The 21,966-nt window shown below is 71.7% G+C and carries 18 protein-coding genes and 1 pseudogene; 10 read left to right on the forward strand and 9 right to left on the reverse strand.

Annotation, left to right across the window (positions count from 1 at the left end; translation table 11 throughout):
- Nucleotides 1-429 precede the first annotated feature (429 nt).
- The gene (locus tag ACZ4FH_RS33185) at nt 430-780 is read left to right on the forward strand and encodes a WhiB family transcriptional regulator (protein WP_018551136.1); all 351 of its coding nucleotides are present in this window, start codon (nt 430-432) and stop codon (nt 778-780) included.
- A gap of 85 nt (nt 781-865) precedes the next feature.
- Here ACZ4FH_RS33185 and bagB read toward each other — a convergent pair whose 3' ends face one another.
- Nucleotides 866-2,254, reverse strand: a complete 1,389-nt coding sequence (gene bagB, locus ACZ4FH_RS33190; RefSeq protein WP_467309488.1) for an ATPase BagB — start codon at nt 2,252-2,254, stop codon at nt 866-868.
- Nucleotides 2,251-3,255 (reverse strand): ATPase BagA, encoded by a 1,005-nt coding sequence (gene bagA, locus ACZ4FH_RS33195; protein ID WP_467309489.1) that lies wholly within the window; start codon nt 3,253-3,255, stop codon nt 2,251-2,253. Before bagA ends, bagB begins: the two co-directional genes overlap by 4 nt.
- An 82-nt stretch (nt 3,256-3,337) precedes the next feature.
- Here bagA and ACZ4FH_RS33200 point away from each other — a divergent pair, with 82 nt between their 5' ends.
- The 4 genes from ACZ4FH_RS33200 to ACZ4FH_RS33215 all read left to right on the forward strand — a co-directional run bounded on the left by ACZ4FH_RS33200 (nt 3,338) and on the right by ACZ4FH_RS33215 (nt 5,940).
- Nucleotides 3,338-3,496, forward strand: coding sequence for a DUF4177 domain-containing protein (locus ACZ4FH_RS33200; RefSeq protein ID WP_019992579.1), 159 nt, complete (start codon nt 3,338-3,340; stop codon nt 3,494-3,496).
- Complete coding sequence (locus tag ACZ4FH_RS33205) at nt 3,496-3,966, forward strand: RidA family protein (RefSeq protein WP_467309490.1); 471 nt, start codon at nt 3,496-3,498, stop codon at nt 3,964-3,966. Before ACZ4FH_RS33200 ends, ACZ4FH_RS33205 begins: the two co-directional genes overlap by 1 nt.
- A 256-nt stretch (nt 3,967-4,222) precedes the next feature.
- Complete coding sequence (locus ACZ4FH_RS33210; protein ID WP_467309491.1) at nt 4,223-5,113, forward strand: NUDIX hydrolase; 891 nt, start codon at nt 4,223-4,225, stop codon at nt 5,111-5,113.
- A complete protein-coding gene (locus ACZ4FH_RS33215; protein WP_467309492.1) occupies nt 5,110-5,940 on the forward strand; it encodes an MBL fold metallo-hydrolase in 831 nt (276 codons plus the stop codon). The genes ACZ4FH_RS33210 and ACZ4FH_RS33215 overlap by 4 nt, the downstream gene beginning before the upstream one ends.
- 95 nt (nt 5,941-6,035) lie before the next feature.
- Here the strand turns inward: ACZ4FH_RS33215 and ACZ4FH_RS33220 are convergent, their stop codons facing one another.
- Entirely contained in the window at nt 6,036-6,710 is a 675-nt protein-coding gene (locus ACZ4FH_RS33220) for a Crp/Fnr family transcriptional regulator (RefSeq protein ID WP_014046869.1), read from the reverse strand.
- Nucleotides 6,711-7,183: 473 nt separating this feature from the next.
- Between ACZ4FH_RS33220 and ACZ4FH_RS33225 the strand changes: the two genes are divergently transcribed.
- The 5 genes from ACZ4FH_RS33225 (at nt 7,184) to ACZ4FH_RS33245 (ending at nt 12,915) form a co-directional block, all read left to right on the forward strand.
- Entirely contained in the window at nt 7,184-8,164 is a 981-nt protein-coding gene (locus tag ACZ4FH_RS33225) for a hypothetical protein (protein WP_467309493.1), read from the forward strand.
- A gap of 36 nt (nt 8,165-8,200) precedes the next feature.
- On the forward strand, nt 8,201-9,655 hold the full coding sequence (locus ACZ4FH_RS33230; RefSeq protein WP_467309494.1) for an MFS transporter: 1,455 nt from the start codon (nt 8,201-8,203) through the stop codon (nt 9,653-9,655).
- A gap of 146 nt (nt 9,656-9,801) precedes the next feature.
- Nucleotides 9,802-10,755, forward strand: a complete 954-nt coding sequence (gene nth / locus ACZ4FH_RS33235; protein ID WP_467309495.1) for an endonuclease III — start codon at nt 9,802-9,804, stop codon at nt 10,753-10,755.
- A gap of 172 nt (nt 10,756-10,927) precedes the next feature.
- Complete coding sequence (locus tag ACZ4FH_RS33240) at nt 10,928-11,620, forward strand: NUDIX hydrolase (RefSeq protein WP_467309537.1); 693 nt, start codon at nt 10,928-10,930, stop codon at nt 11,618-11,620.
- A gap of 89 nt (nt 11,621-11,709) precedes the next feature.
- Entirely contained in the window at nt 11,710-12,915 is a 1,206-nt protein-coding gene (locus ACZ4FH_RS33245) for a MarP family serine protease (protein ID WP_467309496.1), read from the forward strand.
- 53 nt (nt 12,916-12,968) lie between these two features.
- Here the strand turns inward: ACZ4FH_RS33245 and ACZ4FH_RS33250 are convergent, their stop codons facing one another.
- From ACZ4FH_RS33250 to ACZ4FH_RS33275, 6 genes and pseudogenes are all read right to left on the reverse strand, one after another.
- Nucleotides 12,969-13,172: a hypothetical protein gene (locus tag ACZ4FH_RS33250; protein ID WP_383648498.1), complete on the reverse strand. Its 204-nt coding sequence runs from the start codon at nt 13,170-13,172 to the stop codon at nt 12,969-12,971.
- Nucleotides 13,173-13,277: 105 nt separating this feature from the next.
- A complete protein-coding gene (locus ACZ4FH_RS33255; RefSeq protein ID WP_467309497.1) occupies nt 13,278-14,339 on the reverse strand; it encodes an alpha/beta fold hydrolase in 1,062 nt (353 codons plus the stop codon).
- Nucleotides 14,336-14,866 carry a phage holin family protein gene (locus ACZ4FH_RS33260; protein ID WP_467309498.1) on the reverse strand — a complete coding sequence of 177 codons (531 nt, stop codon included), beginning with the start codon at nt 14,864-14,866 and terminating at the stop codon, nt 14,336-14,338. Before ACZ4FH_RS33260 ends, ACZ4FH_RS33255 begins: the two co-directional genes overlap by 4 nt.
- Nucleotides 14,867-14,905: 39 nt before the next feature.
- The gene (gene nhaA / locus ACZ4FH_RS33265; RefSeq protein ID WP_467309499.1) at nt 14,906-16,312 is read right to left on the reverse strand and encodes a Na+/H+ antiporter NhaA; all 1,407 of its coding nucleotides are present in this window, start codon (nt 16,310-16,312) and stop codon (nt 14,906-14,908) included.
- A gap of 216 nt (nt 16,313-16,528) precedes the next feature.
- Nucleotides 16,529-18,496 carry an acetate--CoA ligase gene (acs, locus tag ACZ4FH_RS33270; protein WP_467309500.1) on the reverse strand — a complete coding sequence of 656 codons (1,968 nt, stop codon included), beginning with the start codon at nt 18,494-18,496 and terminating at the stop codon, nt 16,529-16,531.
- Between the two features lie 480 nt (nt 18,497-18,976).
- Nucleotides 18,977-21,763 (reverse strand): annotated as a pseudogene (locus tag ACZ4FH_RS33275) (bifunctional SulP family inorganic anion transporter/carbonic anhydrase); the annotation flags it as partial.
- Nucleotides 21,764-21,966 lie beyond the last annotated feature (203 nt).

The following is a 21,966-nucleotide window of genomic DNA, read 5'->3' on the forward strand; positions in this document are numbered from 1 at the left end:
CCGGCGCCGCGTGGACCCGGTGGTGGGCGGGGCGGCACGACAACGCGCGGCGCCTAGGTTCGCATTCGCCGGACACGCGCGGATGCCTTGGCCTAAGCTGCTCTCAACTGTCACAGCAGTCCGGTCACGTATCAACCCCCCTGCACGGCCCGGCACGGCTCCAGGCGCTCCCGAATTCGCCTGGAGTGTCATCGAACGTCCGTTGTGACTCAGGAGAACTGTCCCGATTCCGCCGGGATAGTCATGGATGTCTTCCCCTCACTCCCCTGGGTGATCTGCCGCATACGCATAGTCCGTTCGGGCCATTCAAGATTGGGCCCGAAGGGGGTGTTGTGCTGTCCCCACCTTCCGTAACGTCCTCAACTGGCAGCGGTGAATATGCCGCTGCCGCCGTGGGGGAGCCTCGATTCGGGAGAGGACGGCGCCGGGATGGGCTGGGTAACCGACTGGAGTGCGCAGGCAGCCTGCCGCACTACGGATCCGGATGAACTGTTCGTACAAGGGGCAGCGCAGAACAGAGCCAAGGCGGTGTGCACCGGATGTCCGGTGCGGACGGAGTGCCTGGCGGACGCGCTGGACAATCGCGTCGAATTCGGCGTGTGGGGCGGAATGACGGAGCGGGAGCGCCGCGCACTGCTGCGCAGGCGGCCGACCGTCACGTCCTGGCGCCGGCTGCTGGAGACCGCGCGCAGCGAGTACGAGCGGTCCACGGGCATACTGCCCGTGGCGATCGGGCTGGAGGACGACGAACTTCACGAGACGTTCGCCGCCGTCGGATAGCCCCGCCGGGTGGTCCGGACCGGGTTGTTCCGGATGGGCGGACCCGCGTGGTGAGACGTGCGGTGGAGCGGACGGGACGGAGTGGCTACGCAGCTCCGGCCGGGGCGGAACCGGTCGCGAGCCGGTCACCGATGGCCCGCAGCCCCGCGAGGTCGTGAACATCTCCGGGCAGCGCGGCCACAGCGGTCACGGCCACCTCGGGATGCAGTGCGGTGAAACGGTCGCGTGTGCGCAGTTCGCGCGCGACCACCTGCATCCGCTCGGCATGCAGACGCAACAGGCCGGCGGTCAGCTGCTCGACGGTCGGATCGGCGGAGGCTGTTGCCGGGGTGCCCTCACCGGGATCCACGGCGTCATCGGGGTCGTGCTCCGAGGCGTGCTCGGACGGTTCGGGACAGGCGGCTCCGGTGGGGTGCTCGGTCGGGGCGGAACCGGCCGCGGGGGATTCGGCGGGCTCACGAAGTCCAGCCTTCCCGGCCCCCTGATCCACAATGCCGTCGGTCTCAAGATTTTCTGCGCCGTCGAGACGGTCGGCGGCGGCGAGCGCGGACTCGGCGGAGAGCCGGGCGGCGTCACTGCCGTGCACCCGGTTGAGCACCAGGCCCGCGAGCGGCATGTCCTCGGCCGCCAGCCGCTCCACGAAGTACGCCGCTTCGCGGAGCGCGTCCCGCTCCGGCGTCGCGACGACGAGAAACGCGGTGCCCGGCGCCTGGAGCAGCCGGTACGTCGCGTCGGCGCGGGTGCGGAACCCGCCGAACATCGTGTCCATCGCGGCGACGAAGGTCTGCACATCGCGCAGGAACTGGCCGCCCAGCAGCTTGCCCAGCGTCCCGGTCATCATCGACATGCCCACGTTGAGGAACTTCATTCCGGCCCGGCCGCCCATCTTCGCCGGGGCCATCAGCAGTTTGATGAACTTCCCGTCCAGGAACGAGCCCAGCCGCTTCGGGGCGTCCAGGAAGTCCAGCGCCGAGCGGGACGGCGGGGTGTCGACGATGATCAGGTCCCACTCGTCGCGCGCCCGCAGCTGCCCCAGCTTCTCCATCGCCATGTACTCCTGCGTGCCCGCGAAGCCGGCCGACAGGGACTGGTAGAAGGGGTTCTCCAGGATCGCGCGGGCCCGTTCGCCGTCCGCGTGCGCCTCGACGATCTCGTCGAAGGTCCGCTTCATGTCGAGCATCATGGCGTGCAGCTCGCCGGAGCCCGTGGCCTCGATGCCCTTCACCCGGCGGGGCACGTTGTCCAGGGAGTCGATGCCCATGGACTGCGCGAGCCTGCGCGCCGGGTCGATGGTGAGCACGACGACCTTCCGGCCGCGTTCCGCCGCACGCACCCCGAGCGCCGCCGCGGTGGTCGTCTTCCCGACGCCGCCCGAACCGCAGCACACGACGATCCGGATGCCGGGGTCGTCGAGCAGTGCGTCCGTGTCCAGGACCGGGGCGCCCGCCGCACCGCCGTCCGCGTCCGCCGTCATGAGCCCACCCCTCGTTCCGCTTCCGCTTCCGGCCCCGCCGCTTCCCCCACGCCCTGCTTGCGCAGCTCCTCCGCCAGTTCGTACAGGGCGGCGGAGTCCACGCCCTCACCGATCAGCGGGAGTTCGTACCCCGGCAGCCCGAGGCCCGCCAGGACGGCGCGCTGCTCGCGTTCCAGCTCCACGCGCTGGGCGTGCTCGGCGGCCTGTTCGACCAGGGGGCGCACGAGCGCGGCCGAACCGGTCACCCCGGCCCGGGTCAGCGTCTTGGCGATCTCCTTGCGGCGGCCGCCCGCGGCGGTGCGCAGCGCGTCCTCGTCGAGCAGGTGCGGACGGACCATGTTGACGACGACGTGCCCCACCGGCAGCTCGGCGGCGCGCAGTTCCGCGATGCCGTCGGCGGTCTCCTGGACGGGCATCTCCTCCAGCAGCGTCACCAGGTGCACCGCGGTCTCGGGGGACTTGAGCACCCGCATCACGGCCTGCGCCTGATTGTGTATGGGGCCGATCCTCGCCAGCCCGGCCACCTCGTCGTTGACGTTGAGGAAGCGCGTGATGCGGCCGGTCGGCGGGGCGTCCATGATCACGTAGTCGTAGACGAACCGGTTCCGCTTGTCCTTGCGGCGGACCGCCTCGCAGGCCTTGCCGGTCAGCAGGACGTCCCGGACGCCGGGCGCGATGGTGGTGGCGAAGTCGATCGCGCCGAGCTTCTTGAGCGCCCGTCCGGCGCTGCCGAGCTTGTAGAACATCTGGAGGTAGTCGAGGAGCGCGCGCTCCGCGTCGATGGCGAGGGCGTGGACCTCGCCGCCGCCCGGGGTGACGGCGATCCTGCGCTCCTCGTAGGGGAGGGACTCCGTCTCGAAGAGCTGGGCGATGCCCTGTCTGCCCTCGACCTCGACGAGGAGGGTGCGCCTTCCCTCGGTCGCGAGGGCGAGCGCGAGGGCGGCGGCGACCGTGGTCTTACCGGTACCGCCCTTGCCGCTGACGACCTGGAACCTGCTCACGTATTCGAGCCTAACCAGTCCTGTCGCAGGCTACGCACGAGGCTGGGCGTGCCGGGGAACGCGCAGGCATTACAGTCGGGCCATGACCAAGTGGGAATACGCGACCGTGCCCCTTCTCGTGCACGCGACCAAGCAGATTCTGGACACCTGGGGCGAGGACGGCTGGGAGCTGGTCCAGGTCGTTCCCGGCCCGAACAACCCCGAGCAGCTCGTGGCGTACCTGAAGCGGGAGAAGCCGTAGTGGCGGGCGCCGTCGAGGCGAAGCTCGCCGAACTGGGGTTCACCCTGCCCGACGTCGTCCCGCCGCTGGCCTCGTACCAGCCGGCCGTGCGGACCGGGGTGTACGTCTACACCTCGGGCCAGCTGCCGATGGTGGACGGCAAGCTCGCCGTCACCGGCAAGGTCGGCGCGGAGGTCACCGCCGACGAGGCCAAGGAGCTGGCGAAGACCTGCGCGCTCAACGCGCTGGCTGCCGTGAAGTCCGTCGCGGGCGACCTGGACCGGATCGCGCGCGTCGTGAAGGTCGTCGGCTTCGTCGCCTCCGCCACCGACTTCACCGGGCAGCCCGGTGTGATCAACGGGGCGAGCGAGCTGCTCGGAGCGGTGCTGGGCGACAAGGGCGTGCACGCCCGCAGCGCGGTCGGCGTCGCCGTGCTGCCGCTGGACGCACCCGTCGAGGTCGAGGTCCAGGTCGAGCTGACCGAGGCCTGAGCCGTCTCCCGGCCGGCGCGGTGACGCCGGCCGGTCCGATCCCGTCCGGTCGTGACGACCGGGCGGGATCGTCCGTGTGCGGGGACGTACGGACCATCGCCGCTCACGGGCACGGGCATGTACGGGCCGTTGCCGTGTACGGGCATGTACGGGCCGTTGCCGCGCACGGGCATGTTCGGACCGTCGTCCGTGTACGGGGCATGTACGGATCACCGCACCTCTCGAACATCGTCGCGGTTCCGGATAGCCTCCGGCCATGTCCCAAGGTCAGTGGTACCCACCGGAATGGCCCGACCGGATCCGGGCCCTCGCCACCGGCGAGCTGACGCCCGCGGTCCCGCGCCGGGCCGCCACCGTGATGCTGCTCCGGGACGACACCGGGACGGCCGGCGCCGGGCCCGCCGTGCACATGCTCCGCAGGCGCGCCTCGATGGCCTTCGCCGGCGGGGCGTACGCCTATCCGGGCGGCGGGGTCGACCCCCGCGACGACGACCGGCTGGTCGGCTGGGCCGGGCCCGCGCTGGAGGTCTGGGCGGAGCGGCTCGGGGTGGCCACGCCCGCCGAGGCGCAGGCGATCGTGTGCGCCGCCGTGCGCGAGACGTACGAGGAGGCCGGTGTCCTGCTGGCCGGGCCGACCGCGGACTCGGTCGTCACGGACACCACGGGCGAGGACTGGGAGGCCGACCGCGGGGCGCTGGTCGCCCGGGAGCTGTCGTTCGCGGAGTTCCTGGAACGGCGCGGGCTGGTGCTGCGCTCGGACCTGCTCGGCGCGTGGGCGCGCTGGATCACCCCGGAGTTCGAACCGCGCCGCTACGACACCTGGTTCTTCGTCGCCGCCCTGCCGGCCGGCCAGCGCACCCGCAACGCCTCGACCGAGGCCGACCGCACGGTCTGGATCGCGCCGGGCGAGGCCGCCGACGGCTACGACCGGGGCGAACTGCTGATGATGCCTCCGACGGTCGCCACGCTGAGGGCGCTGCGGCCGTACGCCACCGCCGCGACGGCGCTGGCGGCGGCGCCGGAGCAGGACCTCACCCCGGTGCTCGCGCGGGCGCGCTTCGAGGACGGCGAGCTGGTCCTGAGCTGGCCGGGGCACGACGAGTTCACCAAGCACCTCCCGGCCGGGGCGGGGGGCGGGGCGGCATGAGCGACGCGGCGGCGCTGCCCGGACAGCCGCGCGGCGGGGTGCTCTCCGGCCCCGCCACGACCCGCGCGGTCAACGTCCTGGCGCCCAACCCCTCGGCGATGACGCTGGACGGCACCAACACCTGGATCCTCGCCGAACCGGACTCGGACCTCGCGGTCGTCATCGACCCCGGACCGCTGGACGACACCCACTTGCGGGCCGTCGTCGACACGGCCGAACGGGCGGGGAAGCGGATCGCGCTGACACTGCTCACGCACGGGCACCCCGACCACGCGGAGGGGGCGGCCCGGTTCGCGGAGCTGACGCGGACGAAGGTCCGGGCGCTCGACCCGGGGCTGCGGCTGGGCGACGAGGGCCTGGGCGAGGGCGACGTCGTCACGACCGGAGGGCTGGAACTGCGCGTGGTGCCGACCCCCGGCCACACCGCGGACTCGCTCTCCTTCCATCTGCCCGCCGACCGCGCGGTCCTGACGGGCGACACGATCCTGGGGCGCGGCACGACGCTGGTGGCCCATCCGGACGGACGGCTCGGCGACTACCTCGACTCGCTGCGGCGGCTGCGCTCGCTGACGGTCGACGACGGGGTGCACACCGTGCTGCCGGGCCACGGGCCGGTGCTGGAGGACGCGCAGGGCGCCGTCGAGTTCTATCTGGCCCACCGCGCGCACCGGCTGGCCCAGGTGGAGACGGCGGTGGAGGACGGGCACGTGACGTCCTCGGACGTGGTGGCGCACGTGTACGCGGACGTGGACCGGTCCCTGTGGCCGGCGGCGGAGCTGTCGGTACGGGCGCAGCTGGACTATCTGCGCGAGCACGGGCTGATCTGACCGGCCGCCCGCGCGTGCGGCGACGACGTACGGAAGAGGGCCCCGCCGGTGTCGGCGGGGCCCTCTTCGTCACGCGTACGAGGACGGGGCGGCGGTCAGCGGGACCGCTTGGCCAGCCGCTCCACGTCGAGCAGGATCACCGCGCGCGCCTCCAGCCGGAGCCAGCCGCGGCCGGCGAAGTCGGCGAGGGCCTTGTTGACCGTCTCGCGGGAGGCGCCGACGAGCTGGGCCAGCTCCTCCTGCGTCAGGTCGTGCACCACGTGGATGCCTTCCTCGGACTGCACGCCGAAGCGGCGCGACAGATCGAGGAGCGCGCGGGCGACCCGGCCGGGCACATCGGAGAAGACCAGGTCGGACATCTGGTCGTTGGTCTTGCGCAGGCGCCGGGCGACGGCGCGCAGCAGGGCGGTGGCCACCTCGGGGCGGGCGTTCAGCCAGGGCTGGAGGTCGCCGTGGCCGAGGCCGAGGAGCTTGACCTCGGTCAGCGCGGTCGCGGTGGCGGTGCGCGGGCCCGGGTCGAAGAGCGACAGCTCACCGATCAGTTCGCCGGGGCCGAGGACCGCCAGCATGTTCTCGCGGCCGTCGGGGGAGGTGCGGTGGAGCTTCACCTTGCCCTCGGTGACCACATAGAGGCGGTCGCCCGGGTCGCCCTCGTGGAACAGCGCGTCTCCGCGCGCGAGGGTCACCTCACTCATCGAGGCGCGGAGCTCCGCGGCCTGCTCGTCATCGAGCGCCGCGAAAAGCGGGGCGCGCCGCAGAACGTCGTCCACGAGTTCTCTCCTTGTCGGCCTGTTCAGGGAACCGTGGTCCCCATCATGCCGGACGGTAAAACAGTGCGATCAATCACAAACCAGTTTGACGCACGCGCGTGCCGGTGTGTGCGGCAGGGGGCCGATCGGGCGCCGTCCGCCGGTTGACCGGGCCGGATGCCCGGGGCCGGTGCGGGGCCGGCGGAGTGAGCGGATCGCCGGTCGGAGGACGTGCCGAAGGGGTCGCCGGGGCGCCGGGCCGCCGTGATTCCGCTGTGGGCGAACGCGCCCCGGACGAGCGGAAAAGTGCGACGAATGGGCCGATGCGGTGACGCGGTGTCGGACCGCAAGCGGAATCACGCCTTCGATGCGCGGGTGGCCGGTCCGTTCCAAAATACCCCCCACCCGTATGGCTTTCTCTCTTGACTCGATACCCCAGGGGGGTATCTACTGCATGTGTCGCCCCACCGGTCGAGGAGCCCGAGGAGTCCGTCATGAACACCGCACTCAAGATCACCGCCTTCACTGCCGGGCTCGCGACGGTCTTCGGTGCCTCGTACGGCATCGGCCACGCCACCGGCGGCTCGTCGGACGACGCGGCCAGGCCGTCCGCCGCCCACGCCGGGCACGCGTCCGGCTCTCCCTCGCCGTCGTCCCCCGCCGCGCGAGGCGCGGCGGATCCGCCGCCCGGCGGGCTGCAGATCTCCGACCGCGGCTACACGCTGAGCCTCGACGACCCGTACGAGACCGCCGGCGCCCGCACCGATCTGCGGTTCCGGATCCTCGGTGCGGACGGCGAGCCCGTCACCTCCTACCGGACCGAGCACGGCAAGGAACTGCACCTGATCGTCGCCCCGCGCGACCTCTCCACGTTCCAGCACCTGCACCCCACGCGGGCCGCCGACGGCACCTGGAGCACCTCGGCCGCGCTGCCCGCCGCCGGTGAGTACCGCGTCTTCGCGGACTTCACCCCGGCCGGCGCCTCGCAGAACCTCACCCTCGGCGCCGATCTGCACGCGGCGGGCGCGCTGCGTCCGTCCCCTCCGGCCGTGACGGGCCGCACGGTCACGGTCGACGGCTACCGCGTCACCCTGACCGGCGATCTGACGCCCGGCCGGGCCACCCGGCTCACCCTCGCGGTGACGAAGAACGGCAGGCCGGTCACCGACCTCCAGCCGTACCTCGGCTCCTACGGCCATCTGGTGGCCCTGCGGGCGGGCGACCTCGCCTACCTCCACGTCCACCCGGACGGCGAGCCGGGCGACGGCCGTACGTCATCCGGTCCGGACATCGCCTTCACCACCACCGCGCCGAGCCGGGGCACGTACCGCCTCTTCCTGGACTTCCGGCACGGCGGCACGGTCCGCACCGCCGCGTTCACGCTCTCCGCCACCGGCACCGAACCGGCCGCCGGACCGTCCGCCCCGTCCTCCGCCGCTCCGTCCCCGGAGCACGGCGGCGCACACAAGCACTGACCTCTCCCACCCCTCCAGTCGCAGGAGTTCACGGTCATGTCCGATCTTCCCGCGCCCGCGCCCGCGCCCGCGTCCCCGAGACGCTGGACGGCGCTCGCGCTCATCGCCCTCGCCCAGTTCATGGTCATCATGGACACCTCGATCATCGGGGTCGCCCTCCCCGAGATGCAGTCGGCGCTCGGCTTCTCCCAGGAGGACCTGTCCTGGGTCTTCAACGCCTATGTCGTGGCCTTCGGCGGGCTGCTGCTGCTCGGCGGCAAGCTCTCCGACGTGTTCGGTGCCAAGCGGCTGTTCGTCACCGGCTGGGCGGTCCTCGCCGCCGGTTCGGCGGTCGCGGGGCTGGCCGGCGAGGCCTGGGTCGAACTCACCGGCCGGGCCGTCCAGGGCGCCGGCTCCGCGCTGATCGCCCCCGCGGCGCTCACCCTGCTGATGACCCTGTTCGGCGGGCGTCCGAGGGAACTCACCAAGGCGTTCGCCCTGTACGGGGCCGCCGCACCGGCCGGCGGCACCGCGGGCGTCTTCCTCGGCGGCCTGATCACGCAGTACGCCAGCTGGGAGTGGGTCTTCTGGATCAACATCCCGGTCGCGCTCGCCGTTCTGCTCGCCACCCCGGGCGTCATGCCGGACGGCGCCGCCCGCCGCGGCTCGGTGGACTGGCTCGGCGCGGTCACCGTCACCCTCGGTCTGGCCGTCTCCGTCTACGCGGTCGTCCGGGCCCCGGAGACCGGCTGGGACGCGGCTCGCACCTGGCTGGTGCTGGGCGCGGGGCTGCTGCTGATCGCCGCGTTCGTCGGGCTCCAGGCCCGCCGCCGCGCACCGCTGATGCGGCTCGGCATCTGGCGCAGCCCGAACCTGGCCGGCGCCAACCTCGCCCAGCTGCTGATGGCCGCCGCGTGGATCCCGATGTGGTTCTTCCTGAACCTCTACCTCCAGCAGGTGCTGGGCCTCGAAGCCTTCGCCTCGGGCGCCGCGCTGCTGCCGATGACCGCGGCCATCATGCTGATGATGATCGTGCTCGCACCCCGGCTGATCGCCCGCTTCGGCCCCAAGCCGCTCATCGTGACCGGTCTGCTCGCCCTGGCGGCCGGGATGGTCTGGCTCTCGTTCGTCCGGCCCGACGGCAGCTTCGCCGTGGACGTCCTGCCCGCCTCGCTGCTCGCCGCGGTCGGCATGTCGCTCGCCTTCATCCCCTCCCTGGGCACCGCGCTCGCCATCCCCGACCCCACGGAGGGCGGCCTCGCCTCCGGCATCGTCAACACCAGCTACCAGGTCGGTTCGGCGCTCGGCCTGGCCGCGATGACCGCGGTCGCCGCCGCCAACGGCGCCGGCCGGCTCGACGACCCGCAGGCGCTCACGGACGGATTCTCCGCCGCCTTCCTGGGGGCGGCGCTCCTCGCCCTGGCGGGGGCCCTCGCCTCCCTCCTCACCCTGCGGACCCCGGCCCCGGCCGCCGACGCCCGGCCCGCCGGTGAACCCGCCCCTCTCGGGTGATCCCGCACCTCCGGGTGACCCCGCCGACCGGAGAGCGCCGGGCCGTACGCCAACGGGCCGGCGCTCCCGGCATGTCCCGGAGCCGCGCGCCCTGTTCGTACGCGTACCGTCCCCGTCGGCTCGCCCGTCCGGCGTAGCCTTCGGTCATGGCAGAGAGCAAGGTCCGCAAGGCCACGGGCACGGGCGAACCGGCGGCGAAGAAGACGGCGGCCAAGAAGACGACGACGGCGAAGAAGACGACGGCCGCGAAGACGACGGCCAAGAAGGCGGCGGTCCGGAAGACGGCGGCCGCGGGGAAGACCGCCGCCGGGGCGGCGGGCGTCAAGCCCTGGAAGCCGGAGACGCGCCTGGCGATGGTGCGGCGGGCGCGGAAGATCAACCGCGTCCTGGCGGAGACGTATCCCTACGCGCACCCCGAGCTGGACTTCGAGAACCCCTTCGAACTGCTGGTGGCCACCGTGCTGTCGGCGCAGACGACCGACCTGCGGGTGAACCAGACGACCCCGGCGCTCTTCGCGAAGTACCCCACTCCGGAGGACATGGCCATGGCCGTGCCGGAGGAAATGGAAGAGATCATTCGGCCGACCGGGTTCTTCCGGGCCAAGACCAAGTCGCTGATAGGGCTCGCCACGGCGCTCCGGGACCGTTTCGACGGCGAGGTGCCGGGCAGGCTGGACGATCTCGTGACCCTGCCCGGGGTGGGCCGCAAGACGGCCAATGTCGTTCTCGGCAACGCGTTCGACGTCCCGGGTCTGACTGTGGACACGCACTTCGGACGGCTCGTACGGCGCTGGAAGTGGACCGACCAGGAGGACCCGGAGAAGGTCGAGGCGGACATCGCGGCGATCTTCCCGAAGAGCGAGTGGACGATGCTCTCGCACCGCATCATCTTCCACGGCCGCCGCGTCTGCCACGCCCGCAGGCCCGCCTGCGGCGCCTGCCCGGTCGCCCCGCTCTGCCCGGCGTACGGCGAGGGCGAGACGGACCCCGAGAAGGCCAGGAAGCTCCTGAAGTACGAGATGGGCGGCCGGCCGGGCCAGCGGCTGAAGCCTCCGGCGCACTATCCGGGCACGGCCGCGGCGGGCCCGGACGGCGACTGAGACGGCACACCGCCCAGGAACGAAATGCGTGACGACAGGCGTTGTGAGACGAGGGGTGCCTATGAAGACGCATGAACACCGCACGGACGCGGACGCGGAGACCACGGCGGGACGGAGCGCCGCCGGCGGTTCCGCCCCCGGTTCGTCTCCCGCGCCCGAAACCGCTGCGGCCATGGAGACCGCCGCCGCCGTGGACGCCGCCGTCGACCTCACCACCGACGGTCTCCCCGGCTGGCTGGCCCCCGTCGAGCAGGCGGCGCGGACCGTCCGCCCCCAGCAGCTCAGCCGTTTCCTGCCCCCCGAGAGCGGTGCGGGCCGGCAGTCCGCGGTGCTGGTCCTGTTCGGCGAGGGCGCGAGCGGGCCGGAGCTGCTGCTCATGGAGCGCGCCGGCAGCCTGCGCTCGCACCCCGGGCAGCCCTCCTTCCCCGGCGGTTCCCTGGACCCGGGCGACGGCGATCCGACGACGACCGGGCCGCTGCGTGCCGCGCTGCGCGAGGCCGAGGAGGAGACAGGGCTCGATCCGGGCGGGGTGCAGCTCTTCGGTGTGCTGCCCCGGCTCTACATCCCCGTGAGCGGCTTCGTGGTGACGCCCGTCCTCGGCTGGTGGCGCACGCCCAGCCCGGTCGGGGTCGTCGACCCCGGCGAGACCGCCCGGGTGTTCACCGTGCCCGTGGCGGATCTCACGGATCCGGCCAATCGAGTGACGACACTTCACCCCAGCGGTCACCGGGGACCGGCATTTCTGGTCGAATCCGCACTCGTATGGGGGTTCACGGCCGGGGTGATCGACCGGATTCTGCACTTCGCGGGCTGGGAGCGCCCCTGGGACAGGGCCAAGCAGGTGCCGCTCGACTGGCGCGCATGACAGGCTGACTCCGTGCCCCGCCGCTCCGGGCCCGTCCCGGACGCGGGGACACGTATGCGCCCGGTGACGAATCTGCGAGGCAATAGACGGTGAACGTGCTGGACATCCTGCTGCTGGCCGGAGCCGTGTGGTTCGCGGTCATCGGTTACCGCCAGGGGTTCGTCGTCGGCATTCTGTCGGTGATCGGGTTCCTGGGCGGCGGTCTCGTCGCCGTCTATCTGCTGCCGGTCCTGTGGGACCAGCTCACGGACGGCTCGGAGGTCTCGTCGAGCGCCGCGATCGCCGCCGTCGTCATCGTGATCGTGTGCGCCTCGGTGGGCCAGGCCTTCACCACCCACCTCGGCAACAAGCTCCGCCGCTACATCACCTGGTCGCCCGCGCGCGCCCTCGACGCGACGGGCGGCGCCCTGGTCAACGTCGTCGCGATGCTGCTGGTGGCCTGGCTGATCGGGTCCGCGCTGGCCGGAACCTCACTGCCGACGCTCGGCAAGGAGGTCCGCAACTCCTCCGTCCTGCTCGGCGTCTCCCGGGTGATGCCGCCCCAGGCCTCCACCTGGTTCACGGACTTCTCCTCGGTCCTCGCGCAGAACGGATTCCCGCAGGTCTTCAGCCCCTTCGCCAACGAGCCGATCACCGAGGTCCGCGCCCCCGACCCGGCGCTCGTCAACAGCCCCGTCGCGGCCCGCGCCAAACGCTCCATCGTCAAGGTCGTCGGCACGGCCCCGGGCTGCGGCAAGGTCCTCGAAGGCACCGGATTCGTCTTCGCCGACCGCCGCGTCATGACCAACGCCCATGTCGTCGGCGGTGTCGACGAGCCGACCGTGCAGATCGGCGGCCAGGGACGGCTGTACGACGCGAAGGTCGTCCTCTACGACTGGCGGCGCGACATCGCCGTACTCGACGTACCGGACCTCGACGCCACGCCGCTCCGGTTCACCGACACCGACCACGACGCCACCACCGGCAACAGCGCGATCGTCGCGGGCTTCCCGGAGAACGGCTCGTACGACGTGCGCTCCGCCCGGGTCCGGGCCCGCATCGACGCCTCGGGGCCCGACATCTACCACCGGGGGACCGTCCGCCGCGATGTGTACTCGCTCTACACGACGGTCCGTCAGGGCAACTCCGGCGGCCCCCTGCTGACGCCGGACGGCAAGGTGTACGGCGTCGTCTTCGCCAAGTCGCTCGACGATCCCGACACGGGCTACGCCCTCACCGCCGACGAGATCCGCGAGGACATCGCGCGGGGCCGCACCGCCAACCAGCAGGTCGACAGCGAGAGCTGCGCGCTCTAGGCGCAGTGCCCCGCGGCGTTGTTCACGCGGCAGCCGGGTGGGTGTTCGTCGGGTCAGCCCCGTGGGTGGCGGAGCCGCGCGGAGACCCAGCGGGCCCGGCGGCGGAGAATGCGCGGAATGCCGAGCCGGGGATCATGCAGAACATGCATAGTGCGCACCCGGCCCTGCGGGCCGTCCCCCTCATGAGTGCCCGTTACCGCCGTGGCGGTCGAGCGACGATTGCGTGCTGCGTCACCGAAGTCGTGCGTCCAGCCCATACCCGGACGTCTGCCCGTGGCTCATGGTCGGTAACCCCCCATCCGCCAGCCAATTGGCCTATGCGCCGGGCAAGTGGCTGTTCGTAGGACGTGTGTGCCCTTCGGTCAGCGGTCGGGCTCGGAATCCTTGAGCCAGTTGATGAGTTCCGCCGAGAACCCGGCCGGGTCCTCCTCGTGGGGGAAGTGCCCCAGACCGTCGAAAAGTCGCCACCGGTACGGTGCCTCGACGTACTCGCCGGACCCGGCCGAACTGCGGGTGCGGACCGCCGGATCCAGCGAACCGTGCAGATGCAGGGTCGGCACCCGCACCGGCCGCTTCATCCGGCGGTTGAACTGGAAGCCGTCCGGACGGGCCAGCGACCGCACCATCCAGCGGTACGGCTCGATCGAACAGTGCGCCGTCGACGGAATGGCCATCGCACGCCGGTAGACGTCGAGGGCCGCCTCGTCGGGGAAGTGCGCCGTGCCCGGCCCCGCCCAGTCGCGGATCAGCCGGCCGACCAGCGCGGCGTCGTCCGCCACGAGCTGACGCTCCGGGACCCAGGGGCGCTGGAAGCCCCAGATGTACGAGCCGGCCCGGGTCTGGGCGACGTCCGAGAGCATCGAGGAGCGCCAGCGCCGGGGATGGGGCATCGAGGAGACAACCAGCCGGCGCACCAGCTTGGGCCGCATGACGGCGGCCGTCCAGGCCAGATAGCCGCCCATGTCGTGGCCGACGAGCGCCGCGTCCGGTTCGCCGAGGGAACGGACGACGCCGGTGATGTCGAGGGCCAGATTGGCGGGGTCGTAACCGCGCGGCGTGCGGTCGCTGCCGCCCACGCCGCGCAGGTCCATCGCCACGGCCCGGAACCCCGCGTCCGCGAGGGCGGGAAGCTGGTGGCGCCAGGTCCACCAGAACTGCGGGAAGCCGTGCAGGAGGAGAACCAGCGGTCCTTCACCCATTTCGGCGATGTGGAAGCGCGCGCCGTTGGCCGCGACGTCCCGGTGCGTCCAGGGACCGTCGATGCGCACGGGGCCGCCGGCCGGGCCCGCGGGCGCCGGGGAGCCGCCGGGGGCGGGGGCGGGAGCCGGTACGGGGGCGGGGGCCGCCGGTGCGGCGGGCTTCCCGTGACCCGCCCGGCCGTCCGGATCCGCGGGGCCGGACGCGCTGGAATGGGGGACCGTCATGTGGTCGAGCGTGCCACAACCGACGCCTTGTCCTGGACCGGGTGGTTCTCGATGGCCTTGTCCGACCGTGTGCTGCCGGCCGCCGGAAGGATCGCGTCGGCGCCCACGCCCGGACGGGGGTGCGGCTTGACGCCCTGGAGCACGGCCGCGGTCTGCTTGGCCGAGGCGATGGACTTCTCCGGCGGCTTGACCTTGCGGAACTTGGCGTAGCCGAAGAGCGCCAGCAGGATTCCCAGCAGGATGAACGCGCCGCCCACGATCAGGAACGACCAGGCGAGGCCCAGCCCCAGATTGTGGATCCCGTACGCGGCCGCGAAGCTCAGCACCGGGATGGAGAAGAGGATCAGCACGCCGGTGACGATGAACGCCACGCTGCCCATGACGCCGCGCTTGACGTCCTGTCGCACCTCGGCCTTGGCCAGGGCGATCTCGTCGTGCACCAGTGCCGACAGCTCGGCCGTCGCCGAGGCGACCAGCTGACCGAGACTGCGATCGGTGCCGCCCGCGAAATTGCCGGGGTCGCTCATCCCTGACTCCCTCTCCTGTTCAACGCATCCGATGTCAGATCATGCCGGACTGTCCGGCTTGTTGCTCGCTGCCCCCGCCAGTTCGGCAAGGCGGCGGTGCTCCGCCGCCTTCTTCTCGTAGAGCGCGGCCATCCGCAGGTGGTACTCCGGATCGTCCTGCTCGTAGACGTCGGGCACCCCGGACGCGTCCTCGTCGAGCTCCTCGGCGTCGTACAGCGCCCGGTATCTGCGTACCCGCAATTTGAGCAGTACACCGGAGACCACGGCGGCGATGAGCGAGCCGATCAGCACCGAGGCCTTGATCTCGTTGATCATGTCGTCGGCGCCGGCGAAGGCCAGTTCGCCGATCAGCAGGGAGACGGTGAAGCCGATCCCGGCGAGTGCGGAGACCGCGAAGACGTCCGCCCAGGCCAGCTCCTTGTTCAGCTCCGCCCTGGTGAACCGGGTGGTCAGCCACGTACCGCCGAAGATGCCCACCGCCTTGCCGACGACCAGCCCCAGCACCACACCGAGCGTCTCCGGCCGGTGGAACACCCCGCCCAGCGCGCCGCCGGAGAGGGAGACCCCGGCCGAGAACAGGGCGAACAGCGGCACGGCGAGCCCCGCCGAGAGCGGGCGGACCAGGTGTTCGATGCGCTCGCCGGGCGACTCCTGCTCGCCCGTGCGGCGGGTGCAGCGCAGCATCAGCCCCATGGCGACGCCCGCGATGGTGGCGTGGACGCCGCTGTTGTACATCAGCCCCCAGATCACCAGGGCGAGCGGCACGTACACGTACCAGCCGCGCACGCCCAGCCGCAGCAGGAGCCAGAAGACCGCCAGACCGGCGAAGGCACCGATCAGCGCCAGGAAGTTGATGTCCTCCGTGAAGAACATCGCGATGATCAGGATGGCGAAGAGGTCGTCCACCACGGCGAGCGTCAGCAGGAAGGCGCGCAGCGCGGACGGCAGCGAGGTGCCGATGACGGCGAGCACGGCCAGCGCGAAGGCGATGTCGGTGGCGGTGGGGACGGCCCAGCCGTCCAGCGAACCGCCGCCCACGAGGTTCACCAGCGAGTAGACGACGGCAGGCATGGCCATGCCGCAGAGCGCGGCCACGACCGGGAGCGCGGCGGCACGGGGGTCGCGCAGTTCACCCGCGACCAGTTCGCGCTTGAGCTCGACGCCCGCGACGAAGAAGAAGACCGAGAGCAGCCCGTCGGCCGCCCAGTGCGCCACGGAGAGGTTGAGGCCGAGCGACGCGGGGCCGAAGTGGAAGTGGCTGACGGACGAGTAGCTCGATCCGAAGGTGTTCGCCCAGATCAGTGCGGCCACGGCGGCGACCAGCAGGATCATTCCGCCGACCGTCTCCGTGCGCAGGGCCTCGGCGAGGTAGTTCCGCTCGGGAAGCGGAAGGAGACCGAGAACGGTGCGACGGGGGGAGGGGGGTGCGGGGGTGGGCGTGGCCACGGGGTGGAACCTCCGGGTCGGGACGGCAGCGACGGCACGGCTGATGCACTCGCCGACCAGACTTCCCGGCACACCCTGTGGAGATTTCTTATCGTTTTATTGATCAGCTGCCACTGTACCCGGGGTGCGCGGGGTTGTGACCGATGCGTTTCACCCTAGACGCCGGAAGGGCATCCGGCGCGTCGCCGGATGCCCTTCCGCAGGTCGTGCGCGGTCTCAGTCCTCCGAGGGGGCCGAGGGGAGCTGGCTCTGGATCAGGTCCATGACGGAGGAGTCCGTCAGGGTGGTGACATCACCCAGGGCCCGGTTCTCCGCGACATCGCGGAGCAGGCGGCGCATGATCTTGCCGGAGCGGGTCTTCGGCAGCTCCGCCACCGGCATGATGCGCTTCGGCTTGGCGATCGGACCGAGCGTCGCGCCCACGTGGTTGCGCAGCTCCGCGACCAGCTCGTCGGAGGCGGTCGCGGACCCCCGCAGGATCACGAACGCGACGATGGCCTGACCGGTCGTCTCGTCGGCGGCGCCGACCACGGCGGCCTCGGCGACCGACGGGTGCGAGACGAGCGCCGACTCGACCTCGGTCGTCGAGATGTTGTGACCGGAGACGAGCATGACGTCGTCGACCCGGCCGAGCAGCCAGACGTCGCCGTCCTCGTCCTTCTTCGCGCCGTCGCCCGCGAAGTACTTGCCCTCGAAGCGCGACCAGTACGTGTCGAGGAAGCGCTGGTCGTCGCGCCAGATGGTGCGCAGCATGGACGGCCACGGCTCGGTGAGGACGAGGTAGCCGCCCCCGCCGTTCGGAACCTCGTTGGCCTCGTCGTCGACGACCGTGGCGGAGATGCCCGGCAGGGCGCGCTGCGCGCTTCCCGGCTTGGTCTCCGTGACGCCGGGCAGCGGCGAGATCATCATCGCGCCCGTCTCGGTCTGCCACCAGGTGTCCACGATCGGGCACTTGTCGGCACCGATGTGCTTCCGGTACCACATCCAGGCCTCGGGGTTGATCGGCTCACCGACCGACCCGAGCACGCGCAGCGACGACAGGTCGAACTTGGCGGGGATGTCGTCGCCCCACTTCATGAACGTACGGATCGCCGTCGGCGCCGTGTACAGGATCGTGACCCCGTACTTCTGGACGATCTCCCAGAAACGCCCCTGGTGCGGGGAGTCGGGCGTGCCCTCGTACATGACCTGGGTCGCGCCGTTGGCCAGCGGGCCGTAGACGATGTACGAGTGGCCGGTCACCCAGCCGATGTCCGCGGTGCACCAGTAGACGTCGGTCTCGGGCTTCAGGTCGAAGACCGCGTGGTGCGTGTACGCGGCCTGCGTGAGGTAGCCGCCGGAGGTGTGCAGGATGCCCTTCGGCTTCCCGGTGGTGCCCGAGGTGTACAGGATGAAGAGCGGCTGCTCGGCCTCGAACGCTTCGGGGGTGTGCTCGGCGGACTGGCGGGCGGTGATCTCGTGCCACCAGACGTCGCGGCCCTCGGTCCACGCCGTGTCCTGGCCCGTGCGCCGCACCACGAGAACGTGCTCGACGCTCTCGATACGGGAGACGGCGTCGTCGACCGCCGGCTTGAGCGCGGACGGCTTGCCGCGGCGGTAACCGCCGTCGGCCGTGATGACGACCTTGGCGTCCGCGTCCTGGATACGGGCCGCGATGGCGTCGGCGGAGAAGCCGCCGAAGACGACCGAGTGCGCGGCGCCGATGCGGGCACAGGCCAGCATGGCCACGGCGGCCTCGGGGATCATCGGCAGGTAGACGGCGACCCGGTCGCCCTTGCCGACACCCAGCTCGGTGAGGGCGTTGGCGGCGCGGGAGACCTCGTCCTTCAGCTCCGCGTAGGTGATGGCGCGGCTGTCGCCGGGCTCGCCCTCGAAGTGGATGGCGACCCGGTCGCCGTTGCCGGCCTCGACGTGGCGGTCCACGCAGTTGTACGCGACGTTCAGCTCGCCGTCCGCGAACCACTTCGCGAACGGGGGGTTGCTCCAGTCGAGCGTCTCGGTCGGCTCGGTGGCCCAGGTCAGGCGGCGGGCCTGCTCGGCCCAGAAGCCCAGCCGGTCCGCCTCGGCCTGCTCGTACGCCTCCGCGGTGACGTTGGCGTTCGCGGCCAGATCGGCAGGCGGTGCGAACCGCCGCTCCTCTTTGAGCAGATTGGCCAGGCTTTCGTTGCTCACGACATCTCCCATTCCCAGGGTGTCCGTTGTGTCCCGGGCATAGCTCATCAGTCCAAGAGCCGGGTGACAAGTGTCTGCCGGGAATTGGTTTAGACCTGTGTTCTCGTGTATGGAGGCACGGGCCCCGCTTCCGCGACGAGGCGGTGCGGTGTCACCGGGGTGGGGTGACACCGGGGGTGCTGCCGCCCCGCACGGCGTCCCGGTGGTGACGGGAACGTGACGTGCGGTGACGGGATGTCGCGGAAACGGGACCACAAGGTCTCACGGACCCGGTACGCATCCGGTTCAGGCGCCGCTGTGGGCCAACTCGGCCGGACCAGCCGGATCGGCCCATCCGGCCGGACGGGTGGAGTCCCCCGAAGCGACGGCGCCGGACGGACGGTCGGGATCGTCGGGACGGTCGGGGTCATCGGGACGACCGGGGGCGGTGGGATGGCCGGAGCCGGTGGGACGGGTCGGTGCGGACAGGAGGCCGGGGCCGGTGGGAGAGCCGTCCGGATCGGCCGGGGCGATCGGTGCGAACACCGGAATCCGCCTCTCGCCGTCCCGGCCGTCCCCGCTTTCGGCCCCTGTGCCACCCGTGCCCCCACCGTCGTACTCGGCCAGCAGATACGACTGCGCCTCGGCCACGTGGAAGTACATGCCGTGGAGCTGCAGGGCACCGGCGGTCAGGCGCCGCGCCACCGACGGATGGGCCCGCAGATGGTCGAGCTGCTGGACCACATTGGTGAGGCAGAGCTGCTCCAGCTCGTCGGCCGACGTCCGCGACGAGATCCGCGCCCGGTGGCCGTCCGCCGACGCCACCCGCTCCAGACTCGGGAACCCGTGCCGGAGCCAGCGCCGGAGCGAGGTCTCGGCGACGGCCGGGGAGCCTGGGGTGTCCGGGGAGCCCGGGGTGTCCGGGGTGCCGTCCGAGGGTGCTCTGCTGTCGAGCAGTGCGTTCATCGCTCCGCAGCCCGAATGCCCGCAGATGGTGATCGACTCGACGCCCAGCACATCCACGGCGTACTCGATGGCCGCGCCGACCGAGTGGTCGCCCTCCTCGGACCCGGGCGTCGGCACGAGGTTGCCGATATTGCGCACGGTGAACAGGTCACCGGGCCCGCTCGCCGTGATCATGCTCGTCACGAGCCGCGAGTCCGCACACGTGATGAAGAGCTGCGACGGCCGCTGCCCCTCCCGGGCGAGCCGTGCCAGCTCCTCACGGACCAGCGGAGCCGTGTTGCGCTGGAAGGAACTCAGCCCGCTCGCCAGCCGATGGCCCCCGTGCGGGTGTGCGGAGGGTGCCGCGTGGTCCGGAACGAAGTCCGTCGCGGGGGCCGTCGCGGCGTCCGCCGTGGAAGCCGGCCCGGAATCCGGATTCGGGCCCGGACCGGTGGCCGGACTCGGTGTGGTGCCCCGGACCGGATCCGACGCCGTGGCCGCGGCGTGGACCGGGGACGGCTCCGACGCCGCACCCGTGTGGGCGGGGAGAGGCGCCCCGGCGTCCTGGAGCATGGCGGCACCGGTGATTGGGACGTGCTCGGGCCGGTCGTGGCAGTGGTGGTTGCGCCAGGGAGTCCAGGGACGGCAACAGGAGTGCGCCGCGGCGGCCGGCTCCGCCATCCGTCCCCCGGACCTGCCGCCGAACATGACCCGGCCGCCATGAGCGGCATGGGCGTTGCTCCAGTCCTGGATCATCTCGTACGCCGCGTGGTCCATGAAGAACCCGTCCAACTCGACGGTCACGGAGGCGTCCTGGGGCACCTGGCCGAGGGTCCGGCTCAGCCGGGGCACCGCCAGGAAGGTCAACTGCCCGCTGATGACCACCAGATACCGGCCGTCCCGCTCGGAGACGCTGAGCCGGGTCCGGCCCAGCCGGTGCAACGCCATCGCGACCGCCACGGCTCCTCCGATGGCCACCCCCTTGAGGACACCGAAGAGCAGGACGCCGCTGATCGTCGCGCCGTACACCAGGAACTCCCGGTGCTTGTGCACCTTTCGGATGTGCGCGAGGTTCACCATCTGCACGCCGACCACCATCACGAGTGCGCCGAGCGCGGCCAGCGGGATCCACTCCAGCGCCGTGACCAGCAGACCCGTCGCGACCAGCACCCAGACGCCGTGCAGCACGGTGGACGCCCGGCCGGTCGCCCCGGCCCGCACGTTCGCCGAACTGCGCACCGCGCCACCGGAGACCGCGAGTCCGCCCAGTCCGCCCGACACGATGTTGGCGACGCCCTGCGCACGGAGCTCCCGGTCGAGGTCGGAGCGTCTGATCGGGGGCATGATCGACGGCGCGGCGAGGGGCGCGGTGGCGGCCTCGGCGGTCGTGCCGGCCGCGTTGATCGTGCCCGTCGCGTTGGTTGTGTCGGTCGTGTCGGTCGTCGAGGGGGCGGTGTGGTCCCGGTTCCGTTCGGCGGAGAGTTTGTCCACCGCGACGGCTGCCAGCAGGGACTCCAGACTGGCCACCAGCATCATCGTGAAGACGGCGGTGGCCAGGCCGAGCACGGGCCCCTGCGGGATTTCGGGAAGCGCGTGCGAACGCCAGGACGGCAGGTCCACCCGGGCGATCGAGGGCGCGGCCAGCGCGGCCACGGCGGTGGCGAGCGCCACCGAGGCCAGGGCGGCCGGGAGGCGCCGCACGATCCGTCCGGGTCGGCCGGGGATCCGGGGCCACAGCACCAGGACGGCGATGGTGAGCGCGCCGATCGAGGGGGCCGCGAGGCCGGTGCGGGCCAACTGCTCGGGGAGATGAAGGGCGTTGGAGACCGCCGAGCTGTGCGGTGATCCGCCGAGCACGATGTGCAGCTGAGCGAGTGCGATCGCCACGCCGATACCGGCGAGCGTGCCGTGGACGATGGCCGGGCTGACGGCGAGCGCGTTACGCGCGGTGCGCAGTGAGCCGAGCAGGATCTGCAGCAGACCGGCGCCGATGGTGATGGCGCAGGTGGTGCGCCAGCCGTAGAGCTGGATGAACTCGGCGGTCACCACGGTGAGTCCGGCCGAGGGGCCGGACACCTGGAGGGGGGTGCCGCCGAGCAGCCCGGCGACGATGCCGCCGACGGCGGCGGAGATGAGGCCTGCTTCCAAAGGCGCGTCCATGGCGACGGCCAGACCCAAGGACATGGGGATGGCGAGCAGGAAGACGGTGATCGATGCGGACAGGTCGGAGCCCGTGACGCGGAATCGTCCGCCGCGGTGCGGCGGAGGGCTGTGTGGTCGCTTCACTCCCGACGACCGGGGTGGTCGTGAACTCCGGGATGCGTGGTCATGACGAGTGGGGACGCAGGCAGACATGTTTCCCGTCTCCTCCGGGGCAGCGCGGTCGCGGAACGTGGGGACGCGGCCGTGGGTCACGGCGTGCAGCGGCGGGATATCTCAACTCTCAGTAAACAGATCGTAATGGAGAGTAAAGATGTGTGTCCAGGATTACGGTCAAACAGGCTATCTAAGCACCCATTCAAGTGAATAAGTATCTTTTCGTACGGCCTGTCGCCCGA

This window comes from Streptomyces sp. NPDC024555 (genome assembly GCF_055559335.1).